Genomic DNA, 26,817 nt, shown 5'->3' on the forward strand with positions numbered 1-26,817 from the left:
CGAAAGTTCGGTACTGGGAAAAAGTTTTTTAAAATTATGGTGGTGCGTAAAAGCCCCCACCATAATTTTAAGGGTTTGGCACCTAATCCCTAATCCCCAGTCCCCAGTCCCCAGTCCCTTTTACATTTGGTCGATGTCTATTCAGCCATAGCTACAATAATGAGTTAGTCAAAAGCCTATAGCCAATAGTTAATGATGAATTATTATGGACTATTGATTCTTATCGGCTGGGTTACTTGCTGTAACCCTTGAGAGCTAGTTTAACGCCACTCCTCTCAATGGGAGGAAAATACACAGATAACTGGCTCTCCTTCACCCTTAACTATTGATAATCAGGTTTTAATTATGTTGTCTGGCTTAACAAAGTTTATATTGGGATTTTTCTTAGCGATCGCTGTGTTAATCGGTAGCGGCGTTGCAGTTGCACTCTACTTCATGAATCGCACCGGTGTACCCCCTGCCAAACCCGTTTTTTCTAACGATAGTCCCTCGGTGAAAGCTCAAGCTCCAAAAGCAACTGAGCCTAGAGGAGGTAAACCCACCCTAACACCTGGGAATCAAGCTCAATCGTCTCCAAGTCCAACCTCTACTCCCACAGAATCACCAAAGGCTACTCCATCACCAAAACCATTGCCAGCAGGAGCTTACCGAGGGCGTGTGAGTTGGGCTGAAGGTTTGAGTTTGCGATCGCAACCAAATCAAGAAGCTGAACGTATTGGTGGGGTTGGTTTTAATCAAAAAATTATTATTTTGGAAGAAAGCGACGATAAATCCTGGCAAAAGATCCGTTTGGAAGGTAGCGAACAAGAAGGTTGGGTAAAAGCAGGTAATACTGAAAAAGTTGATGGAAAAGTTGATGGACAATAGATATATGAGTGAAAATTAAATATGCATTACCTGAAACCCTTTGTAGGGACAATTCATGTAGATGCGGAGCGGCTTCGCGCAGGGTATTGTCCCTACGCCTTTTCTGGACTTTACAGAAGTTTGTGTATCATAATTAACTTGGGGATTTTATTGTAAAGAATCATACTAAAAACAAGCATAATACAGAGAAGGCGGTATAATTTTGTTTAGCCATGACTTGAAAAAAGCAAGTGAAAACAGGGTTAGATAGCTATTTAACTGAGATCGCCTTGGAATATGAGGCATCTGAAAGCGTCAAGGTTGTTCCTACCGTAGCTAATTTCAAATTTTTGAATTGGAAAAAGTTATCTAGCAGTGCGGCGATGCGTCTTTTATCTGTGGCACTGATTACGGGGCTTCTGAGTATTGCTGGGCAAGCTTTAGCACTTCAGAAAATAGGAAGTAATGGGCCTGAAGTTAGCAGCAGCCAGAGGTGTTTAAAAAAATTAGGCTACTTTAACGGCCCGGTAAGTGGCAAGTTTGCTAGCTTGACTCAAAATGCTGTGATCAAATTTCAGCAAGCCAATAGAATAACTGCTGATGGAGTTGTGGGTATTAGTACTCAACAAGCCTTGCAACGAGCATGCCAGAGTCGAACTTCTAATAGCACATTAGTTAGGCGCAGCCCAATCCAGGCATCGCCAGTTGGTCAATATCCTACTCTCTCTCAAGGTAAAACTGGTGCAGCCGTGACAAGATTGCAACAGCGTCTACGGCAGTTAGGCTACTTTAATGCTAATCCCACCGGAAATTTTGGACGAATTACTAAAGATGCTGTAATTGCATTTCAGCGGAATTATCGCATACCTGCTAGCGGCATTGTCAACCGACAAACTTGGAACGCATTAGCGGGTTCCTCTCCAACTCCAGCTAGATCAAGTCTCTCTACTCAACAAGTGAGAGAACTCCAAGTGCATTTACGGCAGTTAGGTTATTTAAATGCTGATGCCACTGGGAATGTTGGCCCAATGACTAGAGAAGCTGTAATTGCATTCCAGCGAAATAACCGTTTACCTGTTGATGGCATCGCCAATGCCCAAGTATTAGACTCAGTACGTAGAGCCTCCACAGGTGGTACTCAACAATCGGGCAGAGATTATCTAACTTTAGGCGATCGCGGAGAAAATGTCAGATTAGTTCAAGAGCGTTTGTCACAGTTGGGTTTCTCTAATACCAACCCTGATGGACTTTTTAACGATTACACCAGACAATCTGTGATTGCATTCCAGCAATCTTCTAGACTGAATTCGACTGGAAATGTAGATTGGCAAACTTGGGAAGCATTAGGTTTGAATAACTCAAATGCAGCTAATTATACTGAAAATAATCGCTATGTATTACCTCCTGCCAATGAATATGTAGTGCCTGTTACCAATGGCAACACCTTAGTTGCTAATAATCCTTACAGAGTCATAATTCCAATTTCCAATAATGATACTCTAAGTAAAGTGCAACAATATATACCCGGTGCTATAGCAGAGCAATCTGGTCTAGGGGATTATGTGAATGCTGGAGCATTTAGCGATCGCACCCAAGCAGAAACGCTAACGAAAAAGCTCCGCTCATTAGGTCTTGATGCACGGGTAAAATTCAATTGAATTGGGGATTGGGAACTGGGGACTGGGAAGATTTGGTTAAATTGACAAACTCAACTGTGAACCTTCTTGAGTCTTATTGACTTCAATCCTGGCTTGGAAGGCTTCTTTGAGGTGGGGCATGTGAGTGACAGTGAGGATGCAGGCAAAATCAGAAGCGATCGCATTAATCGCGGCAATCAAGCGATCGCATCCTTCAGCATCTTGTGTACCAAAACCTTCATCCACAATCAACAATTGCAACGCCGCCCCCGCCCGTTGCGCTAATAATTTCGCTAAAGCCAAACGGATGGCAAAGTTAATTCTAAAGGCTTCGCCGCCAGAGTAAGTTTCATAAGCTCGTGTTCCTCTAGAATCGGCGATTAAAATATCTAGAGTGTCTATCAGCTTGGCATTTTTCTTAGTTGATTTAGCACTACGCCCAGCTTTTTGAGTAATAAATTGTACATGAAACTGATTGCCACTCAACCGCGAAAGTAGTTGATTTGTTTCGGCTTCCAGTTGCGGTAACACATTCTCAATCATCAGTGCTTGGATACCATTTTTACCAAAAGCTTGCGCTAATTCCTGATAAACACGATATTCCTGCTTGCAAGCTTGTAATTGCTGCTGCTGTTCTTCATACTGAATTTGTAGCGTTTCCAATTGATGCGCCAGCTGTTCCAAACGCCCCAACTTTGTAATTTGCTCATCGAGTTGCCGTCTGCGGATTGCTAACTGCTGCTCTAAAGCTTGAATTTGGGCAGATGGGTTAGCTGTCGCTTGTAATTGTTGAATAATGCTTTCAATTTGGCCGCCGAGTTTTTGCCGCTCGGTTAATCTGGCGCTTTTGGATTCCTCTAACTCTTGCAATCTCGTCTGGAGTTGCGGATATTGCTGCTGGGCTGATAGCAGTTGTTGATACCGCAAATGCCAGGATTGAGCTTTCTTTGCAGCTATACGCAAATTATTGTGTTGCTCAGAACTGTAGCCAATTTCGGTAATGTGACGCTCAAGAGCGGCGATTTGTTTAGCACATTCAGAATCAATCTGATCTTGCTGGATTCTGGCTTGTAATTGAGTAATACTAGCTTGTAATTCTGGTTTTCGGGCTAATAGTTGCGCTTGTCGCTTAGTCGCATCTTTAATTTGCCCTTGTTTAATTTCTGCCCAGCGCCACCGCTCAACTTCGCTCCGCGCCAGGGCGTGGTCTTGTTCATTATAATTAGCTTGTTGCAGATATTGGTCTAGCTGTCGGAGTTCCGCTTGTTTATCGGGAGCGTAATCACCAGCTTGGAGCGATCGCTCTAAATGTTGTTTTTCAGCAGCAATTTGTTGTAACTGTTGTTGCACATCAGTTGTTGCTTCTAACTGGGCTGCCAACTGTCCCCGTTGTTCGCGTAAACCATCATAGCCAGCCAATTGTTGGGATATATCGCGATATTCCTGTCTAAGTACCTGAATTTCTCGGTCAGACACAGCCATTTGTTCTCTGACTACCCAAAACTGCCCTTGAGTATCCTCTAACTCACTTTGGGTTTTTTCCACCACTCGACTCCAGTGATGTTCGTCTAAAGGACGCTCACATAATGGACAAAGTGCTTCAGGATTTTGGAGCATAAGCAATTTCTGCTCTAATTCCCCCAGCAGTTTTTCATAATCCCGTTGATGAGCTTGCAGACGTTCGATAAAGTGCCGCCTTTCTTGCCCTTTTTCTTGCACTCGTTGTAGATAAACCCGCTTTTTCTCCAGTTCCTCAATCTGAATTGCTACATCCATCACCGCTTGTTGCAGTTGCGGTTGGCGGCGGTGCTGGCGTTGCAATTGGTTCTCAGTACTTTGGAGTTGTTCGAGTCGCGCTACTAAACCAGCATGAGTGCGATCGAGTTGGCTTTGTAAAGTTGCTCGTTGTTGCAACAGGGGAGTCACTTGCATTTGCAGTTGATCTAAACGAGCAACATGGTGACGGGCTGCGGCTAGTTGTGACAAAGCGGCTTCTACTTCACCTGATTTAGTCAGAGTTTGTTGAATGTCTCGCTCTTGTTGCTGCAAAGCTTCTAGCTGCGCTTGGGCTTGTTGTAGTTGCCGTTCGATTTCGTGAATTTGTTTGGTAAGCTGTTGTTGCTTTTGTTGGCGATTCTGTTGGGCGCGGGTGTATTCTTCAAATTTGACAGCAAAACCTTCTTCTTGAGATTGTAGACTTTGATATTGGGCGTATCCAGCCTTAATCTCAGCTTCTTGGTGTAATATTTTTTCTAAATCTGATAGCTGAGAGCCAATAGCTGATTGTTCTTGTTGGAGGCGATCGCAGTCTTGGGTAAGATTTTGGTATTGCTGTTTTACAAAATTGAGTTGTTGTTCCCAATTTTGGCGCTGGTGCTGGACAACTTGCAAACTTTGCAATTGGATATTATCAAAAGCTTGTACCTGTTGCAGTTGGTTGAGTTCGGCTTCTAACTCCACTCTTTGCGCTTGGGTGATTTCGCGTTGTTGCAGCTGAACTTTTATCGACTCCAAAGAACGCTCTAACTCTACTGCCCTTGCTTTAAATTGGCGAGAAGATTCTTTAGCCCGTTCTTCTAAATCATCATACTGATTGAGTTTCAACAACTCTGCTAAAATTTCTTTGCGTTCTGTGGGACGCTTGAGCATGAATTCATCTGCACGACCTTGACGTAAGTAGGCAGAATTAATAAATGTATCGTAATCGAGCTTGATGTGTTCTAAAATCAAATCTTGGGTTGCTCTTACTCCTTTGCCAGTGAGTGAGCGAAACCCAGATGGTATTTCTATTTGAAATTCAAGGACACTAGTACCTCCCCGAATTCGGGTGCGAATCACCCGATATTTTTGCTGGTTACTTTGGAAAGTAAAATCAACCCGAACTTCTTTCGCACCAGAATAGATGACATCATCTTCAGCAGTGGCACGGCTTTCACCCCAAATTGCCCAAGTGATTGCTTCTAAAAGAGAAGATTTACCCGCACCATTGGAACCACAAATACAAGCCGTATGCAAACCACCAAAATCTAAAGTTGCATCACGGTAACTGAGGAAGTTTTTGAGGATAAGTTGTACTGGGATCATTCACGCTATAGCGCCACATCTACTTTTAATAATTAACAGTACAGATGCACTGTTTGTTAGTTTAGCTATCTAGATATCAGGTTTCTAGTCTTGAAGACATCAAATTTACAAAAATTTACAATATGATGAGTGAATTTTTCTTGTTGCATGAAAAAGTTTTACTGTCTTCGGAGAAAAATGAAACTCTCCAGGAGGCTTTTGTTATTTCTTGCTGTTGTCTGAGAAGAAAACATTCTTATGGGATTTGTGAGAATTGAAAGTTACAGATCCCTAACTTTTAAAATCAGTCGGGATCTTTCTTATCTAATTTGTCATTGGCTAGTTGCGTAGGCGTAACCCGTCCTAGACATCGCTTGACTTTGACCGAGGTATCAGCAATCCAATGTATGTACCGACAGCAAATTTGGTTAAATCTAGAAATGGAGGGCGACTCTTCTCATCTATAACAGCAAGAGTGAGAGAACCAATCACCATAATTAGCGTTACGACAGCCAGCACTTCATCTCTTAAAGGAAATTTCTTGGATAACATCGACTCCCTCCTAAATGGTTTGAATCATTACATCCATACTTTGACAGGTGAGTGTTTGTTCTAGGCTTAAATACAGGTTTGAGATATGAGTGAGTTGTGTATGCGATGAGGATGAATTGCCAAATTGGTAGTTAGAATCAGCAAAAGTCTAATGGTTAGCTTATGTCCGGGCGATCGCTTTGCAGTTCTCTAGAAGGTATCCAAAAAGCAAAAAAAGCTTTAATTCGTTATTCTTTAACTCAAAAGGCATTAGCTGAAGAGTTAGAAGTAACTCGCCAGCCGATCGGAAAATTTTTTACAGGTAAACCTGTTGACCGCAATCTCTTTGTCGAGATTTGCGACAGGCTAGACCTAGAGTGGGAAGAAATAGTCGCTGAACCAGCCAGTGAAGCAGAGGTAAATCAAGACAACAGCATTGATATTGATGCGATCGTCCACGAAGTACGCGAAAAGATAAAACCCCTCATTCAAGAGCGCTGCGGCACAATGCGAGTGCTAGATATGACTCAACCCATTGGCTTAAATGACATCTATACCAGCGTCAATATTCTGGAAAAAATCACTGGACGACAACGACTAGGAATTGATGAATTATTACAACAGTGTACTAGCGAAGATTTTGATCGCTTTGGACTGGGCAGAATTACTCAAAAACGAGTACCAGGGCTAGAGGCGGTAGAAAAATATCCTAAGTTGATGATTTTGGGTAAGCCAGGAGCAGGTAAAACCACATTTTTGAAGTATTTAGCAATTCAGTGTATTGAAGGTAAGTTTCAAGGTAATCGCGTGCCAATTTTTATCACACTCAAAGATTTTGCTGAAGCTGCAAATAAACCGGGATTACTAGAATATATAAGTCAGCTATTCTCTAGTTGCGGAATAGTCACTACTCAAGTAGCTGATTTATTTAAACACGGTAGAGTATTGGTTTTGCTTGATGGACTAGATGAAGTTAGAGAAGAGGACAACAGTAGAGTTATATATCAGATTCGGGAATCTTCTAACGATTTTTATTTATCTGAAGAGTTCAAAAAAGACTCTTTAAAATACTCAGAAGACTTCAAAAAAGACTCAGATAAATACCAAAAGATTTACAATATATCTTTTCCTGGTGGATTACTGAAATGGCTATGGACAAAATTTCCTCAAAAGTTTTATACAAATTATTTTGTAACTACTTGCCGTATTGCAGCGAACGAATATACTTTTGATAAGTTTACAGAGGTTGAAGTTGCTGATTTTGCACATGAACAAATTACTACATTTGCAACTAACTGGTTTAAAGATAAACCTGTCAAACCAGAGAGTTTTATTAAACGTCTCGAAGAAAATAACCGCATTAAACAACTTGCGGCAAGTCCATTACTGTTGACGCTGCTATGTTTGGCATTTGAAGAATCAGGGGATTTTCCAGCAAATCGTTCTGAATTATACAAAGAAGGATTAGATGCGTTATTGAAAAAATGGGACGCTAAACGTGGAATTCAGCGTGAGCAGGTTTATAAAAAACTATCAGTCCAACGCAAGGAAGATTTACTCAGCAAAATTGCCCTAACTACATTTGCTCAGGGCGACTATTTCTTTAAGCAGAAAGTAGCTGAACAATATATTACAGAATATATTCGCAATTTACCTGATGCTAATCTTGACCAAGAAGCATTGCAAATGGACAGTGAAAGAGTTCTCAAGTCCATTGAATCGCAACATGGGTTATTAGTAGAACGGGCTAAAGGAATTTACTCATTTTCCCATCTGACATTTCACGAGTATTTTACTGCTAGAGATTTTGTGCTTGTGAAACAGTCTTCAGAGGAGGCTTTACAAAATTTAGTTAGCCACATTAACGAGAAAAGCTGGCGGGAAGTTTTTCTGCTTGTAGTTGGAATGTCACCAAGTGCAGATAATTTATTGCTATTAATAAAAGAGAAAATAGATGGAATTATAGCTATTAATAATAAGTTGCAGAAGTTTATGACATGGATAAATCAAAAATCTATTTCTTTTAAGTTTCCCTATAATTTAGCAGCAGTTCGATCTTTTTATTTTGACCTTACCTGTTGGCATATCACAAGTACTAACCGTATTTTTTCTCCTTCTAACCTTCATGATAACCGAAATCTTAAGCTTGATCGTGACCTTACAAATGACGGGAAATTTGCCCTTGCTAATGCCCTTGATTATCGGCTGAAATATACTAATACCGATGCGTTTTCTCGTGCCCTTGAGCATACCCTTGCCCTTGTGCGTTCCCTTTATCGCTATACACTGGAAGATGCTTTGTCTTACCAGCGTGCCATTGCTCTTTCAAATACTCTGACTTTTTCTCATAAATGCGCTCTTGATCTGGTGCATGCCCATGACCTTGCCCTTGTGCCTGAGTTGGAGCAAACACTACAAGAGCTACAAGAGCAACTTCCTGATCCAAAAATTGACGAGGAGAGATTTAAGCATTGGTGGCAAATTAACAGTCAGACTTGGACTGAAAAATTACAATTAGTGATGATTAAACATCGTAATATTGGTCATGATTGGCAGTTCACCGATAAGCAAAAAGAATTACTTAAGCAGTATCATGATGCCAATAAATTACTGGTAGATTGTCTAAATAGCGATTGTTATGTCAGCCGTGAGGTGCGACAGCAAATAGAAGATACTTTGTTATTACCGATCGCAGAGATTAAACAGCGTCAGCAGTAATCTTAAATACCTATATAACAGATAGTAAATCATTCGTTAAAAAAGCGAAAATATTTCCCAAGTCCTAGCAAATCAATCTAGAATGAAAGTAAGAGTTCGCAGTCAGCCGATTCGCCTCTATTCAATGGCTTAGATATGTGGACATGAGTAGTAAAACAGCATTTTGGAACAAAATGATACTCATTTACGTCTTATAAGTGTCTCGCATCTAATTTGGAGTGACGCACATTAGCAGGATAAAAATTCTGAAGAGTGATTGCGATCGCAGATACTCCACATCATATATAAGTACTTTTATCTTCGGAATACGCCTATAGACAGGTTTAAAAACAGTCAGAAACAAACTCAGTGAATCCTCGTCATTAAATACATCACATACACAAAGGATAATGCTCTTATGACTCGCCTACATCAATGGAAATATGGAACCGCTGCATTTATGACAATGGCCGTTACTACAAGCGCCATTAGCCCCCTATTCAGCTTGGCTCCTGCTAATGCTCAATACATTGGACAAAACAGAACTGCACAATACGGAAACGTGACCATTCCTTCTGGGGTTGCTTTTCCTGTCACCTACGAAAAAGAGACAATTACTATTGCTCCTGGGGAAAGTAAATCTATAACCTTGAGAATAGCCAATGACATTATCGACAAAAATAGAAATGTCTTAATTCCTGCTGGTACTAAAGTTAATGGACGGTTAGAATCTGTTGACTTAGATAGTTATTCAAGAGATACAAGAAATACAGATGATAACCAAGGAAAAGGCGTAAGGTTTGTAGCTCAAGAATTAGAATTTTCTAACGGTCAGCGTCAGTCGATTAATGCAACTTCTCGGACATACACCACAACTCAAAAAGTTACACAAGGGCCTAGCACAGGTCAGGTTTTAACTGATGCAGCTATTGGTGGGGGTGCTGGTCTTTTAGGTTCACTAATTACTGGTAACAACAGAATTGACGATTTAAAACCTGTTATTGGTGCGGCTGCGGGTGCGGGTGCTAGTGTACTATTGAGGAAAAAAGAAGTAAATGCTTTTGTCATCAGACCTGCACAGGATTTAAGGCTTACACTAAATTCTAACTTGAATTTAGTACCACGTTCTCGCTACTAGATTTAACTTCATTCCAGTTGTGAATTTAATCATCCCTTATCAGCGATCGCCACTTTAACTATAGTGTGCGATCGCTTTCATTTTTTAACCCGAAAAAATTATATTTAGCAGCAACTCTTTCACCTCTATATCGTCTTAATTAGTATCAATATTTATTGGAATACTTATTTAAGTATGCTATGGGATAGCTAGTAAATTTGACTCTATTGTATTCTCTATCCAAAAGAGTATTCAAACTTACGAAATATCCTGGTACTTTTATTAAGTAGTGACGATAAAGGAGCCTTCTATTGTGGTACTTCAAGGTTTCGGTTTAAGCGCATATCTGGCAATTCCCATAGTATTAAATATTTTGGCTCAGGGAGAAAGGATAAAAGTATCTTTAGCTGAAAATGTCCGTCAGGTTTCCGCTAACAAGGAAATTAGCTTATCCGGTCGTGAGCTAATCAGCGCGAATTCAACACCGAAAACATACTATGTTAGTGGTAGTGGAAACGACAAAAATAGCGGACTTTCTACATCATCCGCCTTTAGGACAATTCAAAAGGCAGCAGACCTTACCAACCCCGGTGATACAGTTTTGATTATGAACGGAGTATACACAAATTCACCCAAAGATGGGAGTGTAATAAGTATTAAACGTTCTGGAACTGCAAATGCCTGGATTAGGTATAAAGCGTATCCTGGGCATTTCCCAAAAATTCAGCACAATACATGGAACGGTATCCTAATTTCAAGTGGAGCTTCGTATATCGAGATCAATGGGCTGGAAGTAGTAGGAAACAATGCCAATATAACCCTTGATTATGCGATGAGTGAGAAGACTAACAAACAAAATCCGCTGACAAGTGGAAACTGTATAAATGTGGATGGACGAACTAATGGTCATGTTCATCACATCCGTATTGTCAACAACAAAGTGCATGACTGCGGAGGAGCAGGTATTTCAGCGATTCAGTCGGATTATGTGACAGTAGATAATAACGTGGTGTTCAATAATGCCTGGTATAGCGTTTATGGTTGCAGTGGCATTTCGATGTTGAGCAATTGGAATTTTGACAACAAGCAGGGATACAAGATGTTTGTTACCAACAACAAAACTTACAACAATCGTATGTACATCCCTTGGATTGCAGTTGGAAAGATCACAGACGGTAATGGCATTATTATCGATAGTACAAGAAATGATGGCAACCCCAAATTGGGTGCATATAAAGGACGTACTTTAGTTCAAAATAATCTGGCATTTAACAATGGTGGATCGGGGATTCATGCCTTTTTCAGCGATCATGTTGATATTGTAAATAACACAGCAGTTTTAAATAATCAGAGTCCAGAAATTAAAGGGGGGCAAATATTTGCTCATACATCATCTGATGTCAGAATTCTCAGGAACATTCTCTATGCTTTTCCTGGGAAGGATATTAATAACAACACTAAAAACACAAACGTTGTTTATGATTATAATATCTACATAAATAGTTCTAAGATCAGTGTTAAGGGGACTCACGATATTGTTGCAGACTCAGAGTTTTTAAGTAAGCATCCCACTATAGAAAAAATATCTGGTGATTGGAAATCGCAACTAGATAAACAAAATCCGCCTACACGGACTGATGTAGAGCCTAAGTTGGCAAGTTTTGTTTGTGAACCAGTGACTTATCCTTCACAAGATAAACTTACGAAAGTGGGATGTTCCCCGCTATCTTTAGCTCAAACTGCTTTTTCTGATGTTTCATCTGACTATTGGGCAGCACAATTTATTCAGCAATTATCTCAGCGAGGTGTAATTGCTGGATTTCCTGATGGTAGCTTCCGCCCAGAAGAACCGGTGACACGCGCTCAATTTGCTGCGATGGTCGATAAAGCTTTCCAAAAAGCACAGCAACGGCAGACAATCAATTTTACTGATGTGCCAAATAACTATTGGGCATCTAGTGCCATTCAGCAAGCCTATGCGATTAGTTTCTTATCAGGATATCCTGGTAATCGCTTTGAGCCTAACCAAGCGATTCCCCGCGAACAGGTTTTAGTTTCCCTCGCTAACGGTTTGGGATATACTCCTGGCGGCAATACCAAAAGTACTCTGCAATATTTCAACGATGCCTCTAACATCGCTAGCTATGCCCGTAGCCCGATCGCAGCCGCCACTGAAAAGCAAATTGTGGTGAACTATCCTGATGTGAAGTTACTGAAGCCAACTGCAAATGCTACACGGGCGCAAGTAGCAGCTTTTATCTACCAAGCATTAGTCAGTTCTAATCAAGCTTCAGCAATTAACTCGCCTTATGTTGTGTTAAGACTCAGTAATTAATTCGTTGTATACAGTGGTTGTTGGGTCTACTACTTCAACACCTGTATAGGTCACAATTAGAATCTCTTGACTTAGATAGTTATTCAATAGGCGATCGCCACTTTAAATATAGTGTGCGATCGCCTCAATTTTTAACCCTAAAAAATCCATTTTTCAGCAACTACTCTATCTCTGTATCGTCTTTACTAAGTATCGACATTTATCCCAATACTAATTTAATTCTGTAAAGAGATAATCGGGTAATGATACTACTTCTATTACCTACTCCGTTTGATGGAGATTTTTAGATTGTCACTGTATGACTAAAGTAATGGCTTTTACAAAAAGCACAAAAAAATGGAACCTAAGACTTTAGTAAATGTCTAATTAATTAACAGTAAAAAAACTAATTTAACTGGAGTAAAAAATAATGTTTAACTTAAATCGTTGGCAATCTAGAACAGCTGCACTTATGGCTTTGAGCGTCACAGTCGGTACTGTAGCGCCTTTCATGACAGCTTCGCCATCTTTAGCTCAAACTACTTTTTCTGATGTTTCATCTAACTATTGGGCAGGACAATTTATTCAACAATTGTCACAGCGAGGTGTAATTGCCGGATTTCCTGATGGTAGCTTCCGCCCAGAAGAACCAGTGACACGCGCTCAATTTGCCGCGATGGTCAATAAAGCTTTCCAAAAAGCGCAGCAACGGCAGCCAATCAATTTTGCTGATGTGCCTAGCAACTATTGGGCATCGAGTGCCATTCAGCAAGCTTATACCATTGGTTTCTTATCAGGATATCCTGGTAATCGCTTTGAGCCTAACCAAGCTATTCCCCGCGAACAGGTTTTAGTTTCCCTCGCTAACGGTCTGCAATATAGCCCCAGTGCTAATACTGAAAGCACTCTGCAATATTTCAACGATGCCTCTAGCATCGCTAGCTATGCCCGTAGCCCGATCGCAGCGGCAACCGAAAAGCAAATTGTGGTGAACTATCCGAATGTGAAGTTCCTGAATCCAACTGCAACTGCAACTCGCGCCCAGGTAGCTGCTTTTATTTACCAAGCATTAGTTAGTTCTAATCAAGCCTCAGCAATTAACTCGCCTTATGTTGTAGCTGTCGGGTCTACTACCCCAACACCTGTATCAGTCACAATTCCCCAAGGGACTGCTATTCCTGTGAAGTATGACAAGGCAGAAAAAATTCTCGTTACCAAAGATGAAACATCGCCCTTGACATTGACAGTATCCCAAAACGTGGTTACGCAAGACGGATCTGTAGTGATTCCTGCTGGTAGTCAAGTTATTGGTCAACTCAAACCTGCTACAGGCGGTTCTCAATTCGTTGCTGAGAAACTGGTTTTGACCAATGGTCAAGAGTATCAGCTTAATGCTACTTCTGACGTGATTACCAAAACTGAAACCGTCAACAAGGGTACTAGTACTGGTGCAATTATCAGAAATACTGTATTAGGCGCAGGTGCAGCCGCAGCGGTATCTGCTGTTACAGGCGATCGCGCCATTGCCACAGAAGAAGTCTTGGGTGGCGCTGGTATCGGTGCATTGATTGGTCTGTTCTTCGGTAAGAAAAGTGTTGACTTAATTGCCATTGACCCAAATACCGATTTACAAATGACAATCAATCAAAACTTGTTGGTTTCACTAAAATAGTTAGGAGTGAAGAGTTATGAGTGAGGAGTTATGAATTGAAGCCAGTTTTTAATTTCAAACTCCTAACTCCTAACTATTTTCCAACTTCCGGCAACCAAATAATAAATGTAGTTCCCGGTGCATTGGGTGAAGTTAGCTTAGAGTTGATTGCAGGGCTGAAAACCTCGATTTCGCCCTGCATTTGCTCTATTAATTGTTTAGCGATCGCTAACCCCAAACCTGTGCCGGGGATTTCTGTTTGCGCTTGTACACCTCGATAATGCCGTTCTCCAAGATGTTCTAAATCCTGGGGTGGAATTCCAGGGCCATTATCACTAATCACTATTCCCTGAAAATTCGCTTTTTTTTGCCCCGCCTGAATCAAAATTTTACCACCAGTGGGAGTGTATTTCAAAGCATTATCAATAATATTAGTTAACACCTCTCGTAATGCTTTGACGTTGGCACGTACTAGGGATGAATTTTGTTGAATTTCAGTTATGAGTTTTAGCTTTCGCTCTTGGGCGATCGCTTTGGCTGATATTAATAATGGTTCTAATATATCTGTAAGTGAGCAGTCAACTGCTTTATCTCCCGTTCCCGGCAATAATAGCGGCGGCTTCGCGTCTTTTTGAATAGTTGCTTCTACAAATACTTCATCTTCTGTCAGAAGTGGTGCTAAATCTGTCTCTGTCAAGTCAATTACTTGCTCAAATTGTTGCAGCAATTCTTGGAGGCGATCGCTTTCCCGCACAATACTATTTGCCACATCTCGGTTAGCGTCTGCTGGTCGTAGTCGTTTCAACAGCAGTTTGCCAAAAGTCCGCAACGCCGTTAATGGGTTACGAAACTGATGCAACAGGTTATCTAGCAAATCCCGCTGTTTTTCTTGAAGAATTTGTTGCTCATGTAACTGCTGCTCAAACCAGGCTCGTCTCTGATCTAAAATACATGCGATCGCTAATGTTTGGGCTATCCGTTGAATCTGACTTTGCTCATGTTCATTCCATGCCCGATCTTTTCTACCTGTCACTAGTAACCCCATCATCACACCCTCATAGACCAGAGGTAAAACAATTTGGTTGCCACTAAGTAGGTATTCCTCTTTTAGATCGGGTTGAGACGCATCTGGTATCTCAGACTCCCGTGACGAATTTGGAGATTCTAAACCTGTTGTCAATAACCTTCGGTGATGATTGGGTAATACAAACACATTTCCAACTTGAAGTTGCTTGTATGCCGTCGCTTCAGCAGTCTCCTCCCCTGGTAATAATGCTGTTTCGGGGTAAATTACCACAGGAATAAGTTTTGCATCACCAGAAGGAGTCTCTACCAATTCTTGTGTTAAGTACACAATACTTAAAGTTGCTCCCAGCCCTTGGGTTAGCAGTGCTATTTGCTCTCGACACAGAGCAAGAAAATCGGAACTGGCAGACATTAACATTTTTTAGCTCTTGCTCAAGATTATAGATTTTGAGGCATGATGTAAGAGAGGATACTTAATTTTTACCTCACTCATTTAATAAAGCTTAACTAAAATTTTCTTAGAGATGGTTTCTACTAAGGGATTATATTCTTAGGTGATTTTGTTTTGTCTATCTTCAAAGATATTAACTTTCTTATATTAAAAGGTTAAAAACTATTGATATTCTGAACTAGAACCTATATAATGACGACGGATTTTGTAGCTATCACTACAATCTATAGCTTGAAAGAGGAGGACAATAGATTGGCAAGGAGACGCAAAAGGAAGAGTCGTCGTCGTCAGGAAGGACGGCGCATTTTGGAACACGTGCCTCAATATAGCATCGAAAGTGGCGAAGAAAAGCCTGTGACAGCAGCGAGAAGATTCATTCAAGCTGAAGGGATTTTGCCACCAGCGTTGCTACTCGTAAAGCGCAATGAACACACTACAGATCGTTATTTCTGGGCAGAAAAGGGACTGTTTGGTGCTCAATACGTAGAGGAAAACCATTTCTTGTTTCCTAGTTTGAGGGTGTTAGAACCTTCGCCAGGTCAGGAACCTCTTGCTTTAGCTGGTAGGTGAACCTATAAATGGTCATCTTAGGCATTGAATGTGGCTCCTGACTATCATTAACTGGCAAAATTGCTAAGTTTATGCAAAATTTAATTTTTTTTTAGTTTGTAGCTGATTGCCAGTAAATCTAGTCCAGGTAGTTGGAAAGTAAACCTGTCTCAAACCACGCTAGATTGCATGGGTTGATACTATTTTGATAATGCAGAAGGGAGTTGGTATGGAGCCAGGCGCGTCTAAAAGTGCTAGTGAAGTTGCGCTCTTATGCCGTAGATATTGAGAAAGCTCTGTCAATGAATTTAAGTTAATGAATTTAAATTTTTTCCCCACGACACAAGTCGCGGGGAAAACTGACAAAGCACTAGTCTTGATTTCCTCCTTCCTACTTTCCATTGCCTAAAGAGTAGGTCAGGTCAGAAGTCTGCATATCATAGTTAAAAGATGGTCACGAAAATCAACAATTATTTCCCAGGCTTTAGCTGTAGAGTCCTTTGCAACTCACTGAGTTCATCTCGATGGGCAACTACGGTGATCCTACTTGAGGAGGTTTGTTCGCTCTGAGTTGTTTCTACTTTGAGCGACACCTTCTCAAGTCTTCCAGACTTTTTCCAATAAAATAGACCACTTAAAGGCGACAGCATAACCATAGCCAGAACGACGGTACTCAGGCGAGGAAAAAGCAGGTATACAACCAGAGATAGACAAACAATCCCGGTAGCTGCGAGTAAAGTTAGGAATATAGCTAAGAACCAACTGGGGCGAACAAAACCTTCAAAAGTCACTTGGTTTTGTTCTCGGTCTACCGCTGCCACTCGGTAAGACCGCGATCGAAAATACTCTTTTAATTGAGACATTAAAGCAACTTCGTCTTGCTCAGATACCAGTTGCACTATTTCTGTGCGGTCTTTAGTCGAGGCACGAATAAAGAAAAACAGCCCAACCGATAACAACAAGGTTAGCAGGAACGTAGATGGCAGAATAGCAGTATCCATAACGAATTGTTAATGTTTGACTGGAGGAGACTTATTCATTATCAATTATTCGTTATACCAATTTGAACAATGATTGCGACAAAGTAGAGCGCCAAAAAGCGATTACCAGCGACTCTTCCACAATCAAAAATCTAAAATCCTATTACTTTGTCCTCCCATTAATGTAGTGTTGCCACAGAAAAGCTAAATCCTGAGCTTGAACTTGCCATTCGGGAGAAACTTGGTACATCCGCCTGGGGCGTCCCCGTCCTTCGAGTTTCTTCCAATATCCAGTGATTGCCCCTTGGTCTTCCAGAAATTTGATTGCACTATAAAGTACGGTATCTGAAAGCCGATAGATGGGATACTCAGTTTCTAATTGCTCGATCAACTCGGTTCCGTAGGATTCACCTTGTAATAAAACAGACAGTATGTAACAAACTGCTAGTTCCTGACAAAGGTAAGTTGGCGGAGGATTCTCAAAAAATTGATATATATCCTCAAGTTTCATGGTTAGTGAATGGCTAAAAAAATACCTTAGGGTAAGGTCTACAATCCTTGTAGTCAGTATACAGTGCTACTGCTAAGTGAGTAATACATATAAAGCTACTTAGACTAGATATCCATTGCGTAAACACCAAATCATCACCCACGTCTGTGAAGTTGTGGGAAGAGTTTGCGAGCTTTAGGGGTACAAAATAATGTATCCCTACCTAAGCTCGATACAGTGTGTTGAGGAGCGAACAGACAGTGGCGAAGTCACTATCTTGGTGTTAAGTGATGCCAAAGTGGTTAGAACCGCTTAAGCAATAAAATGCCATCGAAGAAATTTTACAGGTAAAATGCTATTTTGTCTGTAAATGTTAATAAACACTTTGTTTTACAGTAATTTTCCCAGTGCGGATTATCAAAGCTTACGCTAAGGGATATGTCTGGGTTAAAGCTGCTACGCCAGTGAAAACACTTAAGTAGCAACCATTGCTGGTTTCCTCGACAAGAGAATCTCTTGTCTCTTGTGGCAAGTGTGATAGTAAATTTATCTAAAGAAGACTCAAAGGCGGGGGAAAAACCTGACTTTTCAAGTTATGTGGAAAAGCCCACGAAAACCTAACCCCCTAACCCCCTTCCCGCTTCGGGAAGGGGGGAAAATTCAAAGTCTCTCTCCTTTAAGCAGAGAGAAATAGAAGAGAGGTTTTCTAAATACCGTGAAAAGTCAGAAAGAAGATAGGGAAAAGCGAGGACACGAGGAAAGAATTCTCTATGTCCCCACGTCACCGTTTCCCCTTGTCCCTTAATCAAGCGCAGCACATTGGTACTATGTCACAAACTCCCGATGCCCCATCATCTTCCTCAACTCTTAGGGCAATTGCCCAAACTTTTCGCCTTACAGGTTGGATTAGCTTCTGGATTCAGCTAGTGCTAGGCGTTGTTTCTAGCATAATTGTGCTGCTGTTCGCCGTCTTCAATCAAAAAACTGGCAGTCCTAGTAATAATCCTGGGACTGGCTTTGGTGTATTTTTAGCAATTTGTGGATTGGTTGTTTTGGGTGGGGGGATTTATTTAGCTTACCGTTACACTAGAATTGGCAAGCAATTGGAATCTTCCAATCCCAGCAACCGCCCTCGGAAAAGCGAGACTGTGCAAGTATTACGCTTAGGGGTGTGGGTGAATTTAGGGGGAACGCTAGTGACTCTTTTGGGGGCGCAAGCGATCGTTGGCACACTGGTAGCAAGATCCATCTCTCCGCAAGCGATAACTACCCAATTTTTTGACCCTACCCGAATTATTAGCGGTCTAGATATGCTTGTGGTACAGGCAAACACCAACACCGTCTCAGCGCACTTTGCAGGGCTGGTGGCGTCACTTTGGTTACTCAATCGGATTAACCGACCTTAATACAAGTGGGGAGTCGGGGAGAGTAAATAATTTCCCCTTATCTTTTTTTATTTAGCAAATTAATTGCGTAATCCTATTCTACTTTTCCGTAACATATAGCCCAAGGTGTGAAGACAACTATAGATTATTTGAAAAAAACATCCTGCTAAAAAGTGGCACAGGGATGATAAACATCTTTTTTGGAAGTCTTACACTATGAAAAATCAACTAGGACGGAAATTTAATCAAGAAGCTTGGAGATTTGGCGTACAGGTTTTCTTTAGTAGCATCGTACTGGGACTGTGCATTTTCAAACTTGGTTCACCAGGGGATGAGAAGAATATTGCGCTTTACTGGGGTGGTTTATCAAGTGTACTTGCCTACTGGCTACCTTCACCTGGGCAAAATAGAGACGAGAAGGAACCACCGAATATTACTCAAAAGACTTTTGCCGCAACTGAAAACGCTAATGGCAATGGTCAGATTCTAGCTCAGGTTGCTGAAACGACAGTGACTTCAAATACTAGTCCATGATTGGTTGAATGCATTATCTGCTTTCGTAGCCCTGGGAGTGATGCTAGAGTAAAATTTTGATAATAGGTTAAGACTGATTTTTCTAAAAAACTTTGTTTTCCCAGTCACAGCAAACCGAAATTACTATATGCTGGATGCTTATGTGTTAACTGTAATTGACAAAAAGATAATAGGCTAAAAACTGAGAAAAATCTGTGCTGGATATCAAGCAAATACGGGAAAATCCGCAATTCGTTCAAGAAAGATTGAATAGTCGTAGTGGTAAATACGACATCGAACCGATATTACTGTTAGATCGGCAACAACGGGAACTTGAGGGGACGCGTAGTCAACTGCAAGCCCGTAGCAACGAAATTGGTAAAATTGTCGGGCAGAAAATTAAATCTGGGATTAATCCTCAAGACCCAGAAATTCAAGCTTTGCGGTATGAAGGTAACTCTGTTAAAGCGACGTTGAGTCAACTGGAACCCCAAGAAAAAGAACTCAAAGCTGAAATTCACCAACTTGTGTTGGCACTTCCCAACTTGCCAAGCGACTCTACACCCCTTGGTAAGAATGAGGAAGATAATGTAGAAGTGCGCCGTTGGGGTGATGAATACATTCCCCAAAATCCGAATATTCTCCCTCACTGGGAAATTGGCGAAAAGCTGGGTATTCTCAATGTCGAACGAGCTGTAAAAGTTGCCCAAAGTCGCTTTGTGACATTGATAGGCGCTGGTGCGGCATTGGAGAGGGCATTAATTCAATTTATGCTGAGTCTCCATACTCAAGCTGGGTATGTGGAAGTCAGTCCGCCGTTGTTAGTGAATACTGAGTCTTTGACGGCGACCGGTCAATTACCTAAGTTTGCGGAAGAAAGCTTTAAATGCGCTGATGATGACTTGTGGCTGATTCCGACAGCTGAAGTTCCAGTTACAAATCTCTACCGAGGTGAAATTCTCGCTGCTGAAGATTTGCCTATTTACCATTGTGCTTTTACTCCCTGTTTTCGCCGCGAAGCTGGTAGTTATGGGCGCGATATGCGGGGATTAATTCGCCTGCATCAGTTTAATAAGGTGGAAATGGTGAAGTTTGTCGAACCCAGCACCTCTTTTGATGAACTGGAGAAATTGGTGGGGAATGCAGAAGCAATTTTACAGGCTTTACGGTTGCCTTATCGAGTAGTAAATTTAAGTACTGGAGATTTGGGATTTGCCTCTACCAAAACTTATGACTTAGAGGTTTGGTTGCCCTCTTCTGGCAAATACCGCGAAATTTCTAGCTGTTCCAATACTATAGATTTCCAGGCGCGACGGGCTGATATTCGCTTCAAAGAGGCGGGGAAGAAAGGTACTCAGTTCGTACACACTCTGAATGGTTCGGGTTTGGCGGTGGGAAGGACGATGGCAGCAATTTTGGAAAATTATCAACAATCTGATGGAACGGTGAAGATACCAGAAGTATTGCAACCTTACTTGGGACGTGAAGTTTTATAATTTTTCATTAGTCTTTTACCAATGCCCCATGCCCCATGACAGCAGTTGCTCCACTTGGAGAGACCCCAAGACCGCACTGCCTCCCCAATGCCCAATGCCCAATTAGAATGGAGATAACTATAGCTTAATATCTTCACTAATTTACTCTATGTCAGTTTTAGCAGCGATCGCAGTCTTGGCTGTTTTGATCTTGGTACACGAGTTGGGACATTTTGTTGCAGCCCGTTCTCAAGGCATTCTCGTTAACCGTTTTTCTTTGGGTTTTGGCCCAGTTCTTTTGAAGTACCAAGGTTCACAAACCGAATATGCTATCCGCGCTTTTCCCTTGGGCGGCTTTGTGGGCTTTCCCGATGATGACCCCGATAGCGATGTTCCACCCAATGACCCAAATCTACTGCGTAACCGTCCAGTTTTAGACCGAGCGATAGTTATCAGTGCCGGAGTAATTGCCAATCTAATATTTGCTTACTTGGTGTTGGCTCTGCAATTGGGTATTGTCGGCATTCCCAAGGAATTAACCTATCAAGCTGGTGTCCTTGTACAGCCTGTTAATCAAGAATCTGTTGCCTATCAAGCAGGAATTCGGGAAGGAGATATTATTCTGGCTGTTAACGGTCAAGAACTCCCGGCTTCTGATAAATCAACTCCTTTGCTGACAAAAGAAATTCAAACTCATCCCAATCAGCAAATCGAACTGAAAATTCTGCGTGAGAAACAACAACAAACCCTGAAATTAACGCCGAAACTGGGAGCCGATGGCAAAGGCGTAGTTGGTGTGGCACTCAGTCCAAATGCTACAGCAATTTATCGCCGCCCTAATAGTCCTTTTGAAATTTTCGGTCTTGCTGCTAATAGATTTCAACAATTATTTGTTGGGACACTCAGCGGTTTTGGTCAGTTAATTACCAACTTTCAACAAACTGCTGGACAAGTCTCTGGTCCAGTTAATATCGTCAAAATAGGTGCGAAATTAGCTGAGGATAATAGTGTAAATCTGTTGTCTTTTGCGGCGATTATCAGCATTAACTTGGCTATTATCAATATTTTGCCTTTACCTGCTCTGGATGGCGGACAACTCGCTTTTCTGCTGATTGAAGGTTTGCGCGGTAAGCCTGTACCCGCCCGGATTCAAGAAGGTGTAATGCAAACCGGTTTGGTGTTACTCTTAGGCTTAGGAATTTTTCTGATTGTCAAAGAAACCACTCAATTAACTAGTCAATTGGAGTGGGTACAAAAATTGTTCCAGTAAAAATAGGGAGTGGGGAGTAGGGAGTGGGGAGTAGGGAAAAGAAACTTTTACCTTTAAAGAAGCGATCGCTAGAAATTTTAGCTCGTTTGAAGCGTCTTTATCCAGATGCTACTTGCTCTCTGAACTACTCAACGCCAGTACAACTTTTGGTGGCAACGATTCTCTCGGCTCAGTGTACTGATGAGCGGGTAAATAAAGTGACACCAGCTTTATTTGGTAAGTTTCCTGATGCTGAGAGTTTGGCGATCGCTGACTTGGTAGAATTAGAAAGTTTGGTGCGTTCCACAGGGTTTTATCACAATAAAGCTAAAAACATTCAAGCCGCCTGTCGGATGATTGTAAGTGAGTTTAACTCTGTTGTCCCCAACCAAATGGAACAGTTGTTAAAGCTTCCTGGTGTGGCGCGGAAGACAGCAAATGTAGTCTTGGCTCATGCTTATGGCATTAACGCTGGCGTGACAGTAGATACTCACGTCAAGCGCCTCAGCGGACGTTTGGGTTTAACTGAACATACAGACCCCGTTCGGATTGAGCAAGATTTAATGGGTTTATTGCCGCAGCCTGATTGGGAAAATTGGTCAATTCGGCTAATTTATCATGGTCGTGCTATTTGTAAAGCCCGCTCTCCCATCTGCGTTGCTTGTGAGCTTGCTGATTTATGTCCTGCTGCGAATCAGCCAGTGGTTGTAGGATAAGCGACACAAGTAACCCCAGAATTGATGGAGAGATTGTAGAATGGAAAACGGTGTCTTTAAATTAAGTTAGAGAATATATGGCTAAAAAGAGCATGATTGAGCGCGAAAAAAAGCGCACCAGGTTGATAGAAAAGTATGCTGACAAGCGGGAAGCTCTTTTGGAAGAGTTCAGAAGTGCAGCATCTCCTTTGGATAAGCTAGAAATCCACCGGAAGATTCAACAGCTACCCCGGAATAGTGCGCCCACCCGCCACCGCAACCGTTGCTGGTTGACTGGTCGTTCTAGAGGCGTTTACCGCGATTTTGGGTTGTCTCGGAACGTGCTGCGGGAATGGGCACATGAGGGTCTTTTGCCTGGAGTTGTTAAGTCTAGTTGGTAAAAAGTTATGAGTGATGAGTTATGAGTGATGAGTTATTAATGGAGACAAACCTAACTCCTAACTCTTAACTTCTAACTCTTAACTGTTATTGACCACAACACTTATCAATTCCCAGACTTTCTAAGAGTAGATCGCTGACGGCGTTGGCGATCGCAAACTCTCCGTAGAAGCTATTAGAAAAATCATAGGACTGCATCTCTGTGACAATGGCAATTACCAGAGAACCAAGATCGTTTTCTCCTTCCATCCGTTGACGCACAAAAATCTGTGCGGCTCGTTGGGCAATATTTTGGTTGACTGCTTCGGGGATAAATTCTGTATCTAGCCACCTTTGTAAGCGTTCTCGTAACCATTCACCTTCGAGCAGGGGGTTTTCAGGTGGTGGTAGGGTGATGGGTGGGATTGGTTGAGTCATTTTTTTTAACGCAGAAGGACGCGGAGGGAAACGCTGAGGAACGCTGAGGTTGACTCTTAGCATCAAATTGCGTTTCTAAGAGTGTTTTTTTATATTTATTTATGCAATATGATATCGCCGCTATTGTTGAGGGCTATGCACAAGGCTATTTTCTCATGGCTGATGAACGCGATCGCTTGAGTTGGTACGGAAGTCGCGATCGGACTTTGATTCCTTTGGATGAACGGTTTCGCTACCCCAAGTCTTTGCAGCGCGTCATCAATCAAGAACGGTTTACGGTGGATATTAATCGGGATTTTCAAGCTGTGGTGGCTGGCTGTGCTGACAGAGAGACAACTTGGATTTCACCGGAATTACGAGAGATTTATTCGCTACTTTACCAGAATGGTTATGCTTATAGTTTTGAAACTTGGCAGGGTGACGAACTAGCCGGGGGAATTTTAGGGATTGTCATTGGTGGCGCTTTCATTGGTGAGTCGATGTTCTACCGCATTCCCGAAGGTTCAAAGGTGGCGATGGTAAAGTTGGTAGAAAGATTGCGTCAGAGGAAATTTGTGTTTTTTGATGCCCAAATGATGAATCCCCATTTGGAAAGATTTGGTGCTTATCGGGTTGAGGATAAAGAATATCAAATGCTACTTCAGCAAGCGTTACAACGTGCTTGTAACTTAGTATAAAATAGGAGTCAGAATTCAGAATACTCTACCCTTGTTGTTATTTTCCCAAATTATTGAGAGGAGAAGTCGTATTTACCTCCACGCTCAAGGGCGCGTTTGTAAGCAGGTCGCGTCTGAATGCGCTCGATAAATTCTTTCAGCTTTGGCCGGCTCTCGACTTCTTTGGGCTGCATAGCGATTACTTCCAAAGGAAAGCTCATTTGGATATCGGCGGCGGTAAATTCTTCACCCGCAAACCACGTATTTTTACGAAGTTCGCTTTCTATATAGTCAAAGTGAAGTTTGATCTGGGGTGCGACGAATCCGCTAACCACACTGCTGTCTCCTGCTCCGAAATTGTTCAATACCAACTGCATCACTAGCAGGGGCATTGCCGAGCCTTCGGCGTAATGCAGCCAATACTTATAGCGCAGATACTCCGGCGTACCCGATGCTGGGACTAGCCGACCATTACCGTAGCAATCGATTAGGTATTCGACGATCGCCCCCGATTCAGCAATTGTCAAGTCTGCATCTGTAATCACTGGTGACTTGCCGAGGGGATGAACTTGGCGCAGCGATTCTGGTGCCAGCATCGTCTTTGCATCGCGTTCATAGAACTTGATCTCGTATTCGATACCTAATTCTTCGAGCAGCCATAGAACACGCTGCGATCGCGAGTTGTTAAGATGATGCACAACTATCATAAAACGTTTCTCTCTTGGTAGCTTATTGTTCTTTGACTGTTCCTACACTGTACTGTACTCAGTCAGTGTAGGCTTCTGGGCGACTCTTCTATGAAGACAAAGCATCTAATCAATCTTTAAGTTGAAAGGCAAGCGGGCGTAAATTCCTTGTGGATCGTTCATCTTTTGCAGAGTCTCTATTTCCTGTTGTAATTTTTGGAATTCAGTGGTGATGGGATTGGCTGATTTGAGTTTCGCCGACTCAATCCCTAAAGCAGTCCGCGCGTCTTCTGTTGCACGCCCAAAAAAGCGTTCTCCAAAACTGCTAGTGCGAGGATATTCTTGCACTTCCCAGTCTTCTCCTAGTTTCGCCTGCTTGGCAGTGTATGCGATCGCAGTATTCAAACCACCAATTTCATCCACTAAACCAATTTCTTTGGCCGCTTCACCCGACCAAACCCGTCCTTGGGCAATTTCTGCTACTTTTTGTTCTGGGAGTTTACGACCTTGAGAAACTTTATTCAGAAACATACTATAAATCCGGTTAACACTGCGCTGATAAAGTTCCAACTCTTGAGGCGATTTCGGACGTGAAACTGTTTGACTATCAGCATAACGTCCGGTTTTCACTGAATCCCAAGTAATACCATTATCGTTAGCCAGCTTTTGCCCATTAAATAGCATCCCAAACACCCCTATGGAACCTGTAATGGTATTTGGTTCTGCAAAAATGCGATTTGAGTCGCTAGCAATCCAATAACCACCAGAGGCAGCGACATCACCCATTGATACTACAACTGGTTTGACCTCACGAGTTAATTTCACTTCTCGCTGCATGACTTCGGCTGCGGTAGCACTACCACCAGGACTGTTAATTCGTAAGACAACAGCCTTCACATCCTTATCTTGTCGTAGTTTGTTGAAGATTTTGGCAAAGCGATCGCCTCCTACTTGTCCATCATCACCTTTACCATCGACAATTTCACCCTCAGCATAAACCACGGCTATTTGATTTTTGGAGCTACGTTCTACACCCAAAGATTTACCTGAAACTTGTGCGTAGCTATTTAGGCTAATTTGTCGGAATGTTTTGTCATCTTTATCGCTATCTGTCAACTTTTTCAGGTCTGCTACCACTTCATCGGGGTATTGTACTTGATCGACTAAACCGCTAGTTTTGGCTTGTGTGGCTTCTAGTAGCGCCTGATTATCTGCGATTGCCTGTAACTGGTTAGGTTCAATTTTTCGACTTGCGCCTACAGCAGTGCGCCACTCTCCCCAAACATCATCCAACAATTTCTGAGTTTGTTCGCGGTTTGCTGGACTCAACTTGTTGAGGATAAACGGCTCAACGGCTCCTTTAAATTTCCCTACCCGCACGACTTGAACACCAATGCCATACTTTTGTAATGCTCCTGCTAAGAACATTGGTTGTGAACTCAAACCGTTGACTTCCATCATTCCCAGAGGATTAAGTATGATCGAATCCGCCACTGAACTAACGTAATATTCCTTTTCACTCCAATCACTGCCATAGGCCACAACCTTTTTCCCCGCAGCGCGAAACTCTTCCAGGGCTTTCCGAATTTCTTTCAGGGAGGCATAGCCGACGTTACCACCTTGGCTTGCGTTTGTTGCATCCAGATAGATTCCGACAATTCGCGGATCGCGCCGCGCCTTTTCTAAAGTTTCCAAAACTTTACGGAGTGCTATTCTATCGTCCTCTACACCTGATATCGTGTTTTGAAACAGTTCACTCGAACTAGGTTCGCTATCAGTAATTTTCATTGACAAGTCAAAAACTAGCACTGACTTATCTTTCACATTTGGCCCAGTATCTTTAGAGGAACTAGCAGCCAATATCAGCAAGAAAAGTCCAGTGGTTCCTAAACCACCGAAAATAATTAGTCCTAGTAAAGTGCCAACTACACTAGCAAAAGTTTGTTTGATAAAATTACGCATTAGTTATTTAGTTATTGGGGATTGGGCA

At 42.0% G+C, this 26,817-nt stretch carries 21 protein-coding genes and 1 pseudogene; 14 read left to right on the forward strand and 8 right to left on the reverse strand.

Annotation, left to right across the window (positions count from 1 at the left end):
- Window positions 1-345 precede the first annotated feature (345 nt).
- Together V7L07_RS08130 and V7L07_RS08135 are read left to right on the forward strand one after the other, a co-directional pair.
- Window positions 346-867: an SH3 domain-containing protein gene (locus V7L07_RS08130; RefSeq protein WP_335056699.1), complete on the forward strand. Its 522-nt coding sequence runs from the start codon at window positions 346-348 to the stop codon at window positions 865-867.
- A 230-nt stretch (window positions 868-1,097) separates the two neighbouring features.
- On the forward strand, window positions 1,098-2,504 hold the full coding sequence (locus V7L07_RS08135) for a peptidoglycan-binding protein (RefSeq protein WP_335056701.1): 1,407 nt from the start codon (window positions 1,098-1,100) through the stop codon (window positions 2,502-2,504).
- A gap of 36 nt (window positions 2,505-2,540) precedes the next feature.
- Here V7L07_RS08135 and V7L07_RS08140 read toward each other — a convergent pair whose 3' ends face one another.
- Both V7L07_RS08140 and V7L07_RS08145 read right to left on the reverse strand, forming a co-directional pair.
- Window positions 2,541-5,567 (reverse strand): SMC family ATPase, encoded by a 3,027-nt coding sequence (locus V7L07_RS08140; protein WP_335056703.1) that lies wholly within the window; start codon window positions 5,565-5,567, stop codon window positions 2,541-2,543.
- Between the two features lie 342 nt (window positions 5,568-5,909).
- Window positions 5,910-6,098 (reverse strand): hypothetical protein, encoded by a 189-nt coding sequence (locus V7L07_RS08145; protein ID WP_335056705.1) that lies wholly within the window; start codon window positions 6,096-6,098, stop codon window positions 5,910-5,912.
- 162 nt (window positions 6,099-6,260) lie between these two features.
- Between V7L07_RS08145 and V7L07_RS08150 the strand changes: the two genes are divergently transcribed.
- The 4 genes and pseudogenes from V7L07_RS08150 to V7L07_RS08165 all read left to right on the forward strand — a co-directional run bounded on the left by V7L07_RS08150 (window position 6,261) and on the right by V7L07_RS08165 (window position 13,877).
- The gene (locus tag V7L07_RS08150) at window positions 6,261-8,795 is read left to right on the forward strand and encodes an NACHT domain-containing NTPase (RefSeq protein ID WP_335056707.1); all 2,535 of its coding nucleotides are present in this window, start codon (window positions 6,261-6,263) and stop codon (window positions 8,793-8,795) included.
- A gap of 397 nt (window positions 8,796-9,192) precedes the next feature.
- Window positions 9,193-9,912, forward strand: coding sequence for a conjugal transfer protein TrbI (locus V7L07_RS08155; RefSeq protein ID WP_335056709.1), 720 nt, complete (start codon window positions 9,193-9,195; stop codon window positions 9,910-9,912).
- A 1,654-nt stretch (window positions 9,913-11,566) separates the two neighbouring features.
- A pseudogene (locus V7L07_RS08160) lies at window positions 11,567-12,208 on the forward strand (S-layer homology domain-containing protein); the annotation flags it as partial.
- A gap of 427 nt (window positions 12,209-12,635) precedes the next feature.
- A complete protein-coding gene (locus tag V7L07_RS08165; protein ID WP_335056711.1) occupies window positions 12,636-13,877 on the forward strand; it encodes an S-layer homology domain-containing protein in 1,242 nt (413 codons plus the stop codon).
- A gap of 73 nt (window positions 13,878-13,950) precedes the next feature.
- Here V7L07_RS08165 and V7L07_RS08170 read toward each other — a convergent pair whose 3' ends face one another.
- A complete protein-coding gene (locus tag V7L07_RS08170) occupies window positions 13,951-15,300 on the reverse strand; it encodes a GAF domain-containing sensor histidine kinase (protein WP_335056713.1) in 1,350 nt (449 codons plus the stop codon).
- Between the two features lie 285 nt (window positions 15,301-15,585).
- Between V7L07_RS08170 and V7L07_RS08175 the strand changes: the two genes are divergently transcribed.
- Window positions 15,586-15,903, forward strand: coding sequence for a DUF3155 domain-containing protein (locus V7L07_RS08175; RefSeq protein ID WP_099100497.1), 318 nt, complete (start codon window positions 15,586-15,588; stop codon window positions 15,901-15,903).
- Window positions 15,904-16,352: 449 nt separating this feature from the next.
- On the opposite strand, the gene V7L07_RS08180 is transcribed toward V7L07_RS08175, so the two are convergent.
- Window positions 16,353-16,883 carry a cofactor assembly of complex C subunit B gene (locus V7L07_RS08180; protein WP_335056715.1) on the reverse strand — a complete coding sequence of 177 codons (531 nt, stop codon included), beginning with the start codon at window positions 16,881-16,883 and terminating at the stop codon, window positions 16,353-16,355.
- Between the two features lie 142 nt (window positions 16,884-17,025).
- A complete protein-coding gene (locus tag V7L07_RS08185; protein WP_334711490.1) occupies window positions 17,026-17,373 on the reverse strand; it encodes a PadR family transcriptional regulator in 348 nt (115 codons plus the stop codon).
- An 806-nt stretch (window positions 17,374-18,179) separates the two neighbouring features.
- On the opposite strand from V7L07_RS08185, the gene V7L07_RS08190 reads away from it, so the two are divergent.
- From V7L07_RS08190 to rpsN, 6 genes are all read left to right on the forward strand, one after another.
- Window positions 18,180-18,758, forward strand: a complete 579-nt coding sequence (locus V7L07_RS08190) for a DUF3611 family protein (protein WP_335056752.1) — start codon at window positions 18,180-18,182, stop codon at window positions 18,756-18,758.
- 195 nt (window positions 18,759-18,953) lie between these two features.
- Entirely contained in the window at window positions 18,954-19,271 is a 318-nt protein-coding gene (locus V7L07_RS08195) for a hypothetical protein (protein ID WP_335056718.1), read from the forward strand.
- Window positions 19,272-19,465: 194 nt separating this feature from the next.
- Complete coding sequence (gene serS, locus V7L07_RS08200; RefSeq protein WP_335056720.1) at window positions 19,466-20,746, forward strand: serine--tRNA ligase; 1,281 nt, start codon at window positions 19,466-19,468, stop codon at window positions 20,744-20,746.
- Between the two features lie 148 nt (window positions 20,747-20,894).
- Complete coding sequence (gene rseP, locus V7L07_RS08205; RefSeq protein WP_335056722.1) at window positions 20,895-21,995, forward strand: RIP metalloprotease RseP; 1,101 nt, start codon at window positions 20,895-20,897, stop codon at window positions 21,993-21,995.
- A gap of 23 nt (window positions 21,996-22,018) precedes the next feature.
- Entirely contained in the window at window positions 22,019-22,690 is a 672-nt protein-coding gene (nth, locus tag V7L07_RS08210; protein ID WP_335056724.1) for an endonuclease III, read from the forward strand.
- Between the two features lie 77 nt (window positions 22,691-22,767).
- On the forward strand, window positions 22,768-23,070 hold the full coding sequence (gene rpsN, locus V7L07_RS08215) for a 30S ribosomal protein S14 (protein WP_012410383.1): 303 nt from the start codon (window positions 22,768-22,770) through the stop codon (window positions 23,068-23,070).
- 85 nt (window positions 23,071-23,155) lie between these two features.
- Here rpsN and V7L07_RS08220 read toward each other — a convergent pair whose 3' ends face one another.
- On the reverse strand, window positions 23,156-23,485 hold the full coding sequence (locus tag V7L07_RS08220; protein ID WP_012410384.1) for a hypothetical protein: 330 nt from the start codon (window positions 23,483-23,485) through the stop codon (window positions 23,156-23,158).
- A 101-nt stretch (window positions 23,486-23,586) separates the two neighbouring features.
- On the opposite strand from V7L07_RS08220, the gene aat reads away from it, so the two are divergent.
- Window positions 23,587-24,162, forward strand: coding sequence for a leucyl/phenylalanyl-tRNA--protein transferase (gene aat, locus V7L07_RS08225; protein WP_335056726.1), 576 nt, complete (start codon window positions 23,587-23,589; stop codon window positions 24,160-24,162).
- A 50-nt stretch (window positions 24,163-24,212) separates the two neighbouring features.
- On the opposite strand, the gene V7L07_RS08230 is transcribed toward aat, so the two are convergent.
- Window positions 24,213-24,848: a glutathione S-transferase family protein gene (locus tag V7L07_RS08230; protein ID WP_335056728.1), complete on the reverse strand. Its 636-nt coding sequence runs from the start codon at window positions 24,846-24,848 to the stop codon at window positions 24,213-24,215.
- A 105-nt stretch (window positions 24,849-24,953) separates the two neighbouring features.
- Window positions 24,954-26,789, reverse strand: coding sequence for a signal peptide peptidase SppA (sppA, locus tag V7L07_RS08235; protein WP_335056730.1), 1,836 nt, complete (start codon window positions 26,787-26,789; stop codon window positions 24,954-24,956).
- Window positions 26,790-26,817: the final 28 nt, after the last annotated feature.

Source organism: Nostoc sp. (genome assembly GCF_036916985.1).
In the GTDB taxonomy this organism is placed as follows: domain Bacteria; phylum Cyanobacteriota; class Cyanobacteriia; order Cyanobacteriales; family Nostocaceae; genus Nostoc.

Bases quoted from the DNA above. Each gene is read 5' to 3' on its own strand.
- rpsN (WP_012410383.1), top strand. From the start codon at position 22,768: ATGGCTAAAAAGAGCATGATTGAGCGCGAAAAAAAGCGCACCAGGTTG.
- V7L07_RS08165 (WP_335056711.1), top strand. From the start codon at position 12,636: ATGTTTAACTTAAATCGTTGGCAATCTAGAACAGCTGCACTTATGGCT.
- sppA (WP_335056730.1), bottom strand. From the start codon at position 26,789: ATGCGTAATTTTATCAAACAAACTTTTGCTAGTGTAGTTGGCACTTTA.
- V7L07_RS08185 (WP_334711490.1), bottom strand. From the start codon at position 17,373: ATGAAACTTGAGGATATATATCAATTTTTTGAGAATCCTCCGCCAACT.
- V7L07_RS08155 (WP_335056709.1), top strand. From the start codon at position 9,193: ATGACTCGCCTACATCAATGGAAATATGGAACCGCTGCATTTATGACA.
- V7L07_RS08180 (WP_335056715.1), bottom strand. From the start codon at position 16,883: ATGGATACTGCTATTCTGCCATCTACGTTCCTGCTAACCTTGTTGTTA.
- aat (WP_335056726.1), top strand. From the start codon at position 23,587: ATGCAATATGATATCGCCGCTATTGTTGAGGGCTATGCACAAGGCTAT.
- V7L07_RS08145 (WP_335056705.1), bottom strand. From the start codon at position 6,098: ATGTTATCCAAGAAATTTCCTTTAAGAGATGAAGTGCTGGCTGTCGTA.
- V7L07_RS08220 (WP_012410384.1), bottom strand. From the start codon at position 23,485: ATGACTCAACCAATCCCACCCATCACCCTACCACCACCTGAAAACCCC.
- V7L07_RS08195 (WP_335056718.1), top strand. From the start codon at position 18,954: ATGAAAAATCAACTAGGACGGAAATTTAATCAAGAAGCTTGGAGATTT.
- V7L07_RS08130 (WP_335056699.1), top strand. From the start codon at position 346: ATGTTGTCTGGCTTAACAAAGTTTATATTGGGATTTTTCTTAGCGATC.
- rseP (WP_335056722.1), top strand. From the start codon at position 20,895: ATGTCAGTTTTAGCAGCGATCGCAGTCTTGGCTGTTTTGATCTTGGTA.
- V7L07_RS08170 (WP_335056713.1), bottom strand. From the start codon at position 15,300: ATGTTAATGTCTGCCAGTTCCGATTTTCTTGCTCTGTGTCGAGAGCAA.
- V7L07_RS08150 (WP_335056707.1), top strand. From the start codon at position 6,261: ATGTCCGGGCGATCGCTTTGCAGTTCTCTAGAAGGTATCCAAAAAGCA.
- V7L07_RS08140 (WP_335056703.1), bottom strand. From the start codon at position 5,567: ATGATCCCAGTACAACTTATCCTCAAAAACTTCCTCAGTTACCGTGAT.
- V7L07_RS08190 (WP_335056752.1), top strand. From the start codon at position 18,180: ATGTCACAAACTCCCGATGCCCCATCATCTTCCTCAACTCTTAGGGCA.
- V7L07_RS08230 (WP_335056728.1), bottom strand. From the start codon at position 24,848: ATGATAGTTGTGCATCATCTTAACAACTCGCGATCGCAGCGTGTTCTA.